This window comes from Amycolatopsis sp. WAC 01375 (genome assembly GCF_003947325.1).
Lineage (GTDB): Bacteria > Actinomycetota > Actinomycetes > Mycobacteriales > Pseudonocardiaceae > Amycolatopsis.
Genome location: NZ_QHHW01000034.1, coordinates 1 through 393 on the forward strand (window position 1 = coordinate 1; position 393 = coordinate 393).

Genomic DNA, 393 nt, shown 5'->3' on the forward strand with positions numbered 1-393 from the left:
GCTCCACCAATGGTAGGAATGCCTGGTGACCGAACCGAATTTGATCGAAGCAGCCGCCGAAGAGGCAGTCACGCTCACCAGTGAACTGATCCGCATCGACACGACCAACACGGGTGATCCCGACACGCTCGTCGGTGAACGCGCCGCGGCGGAGTACGTCGCCGAGAAGCTCACCGACGCGGGCTACGAGATCACCTATGTCGAGTCGGGCGGCAAGAACCGACACAACGTGATCGTCCGGCTTCCGGGCGCCGACCCGTCGCGTGGCGCGCTCCTGATCCACGGTCACCTCGACGCCGTCCCGGCCGACGCCTCGGAGTGGTCGGTCCACCCGTTCTCGGGCGCGATCCAGGACGACTACGTCTGGGGCCGCGGCGCCGTTGATATGAAGGA

The 393-nt window shown here is 65.6% G+C and carries 1 protein-coding gene; it reads left to right on the top strand.

Annotated features, from left to right (window positions below; translation table 11 throughout):
• Positions 1-25: 25 nt before the first annotated feature.
• The coding region (locus tag DL991_RS22160; protein WP_125786265.1) for a M20/M25/M40 family metallo-hydrolase at positions 26-393 on the top strand (368 nt) is incomplete at its 3' end.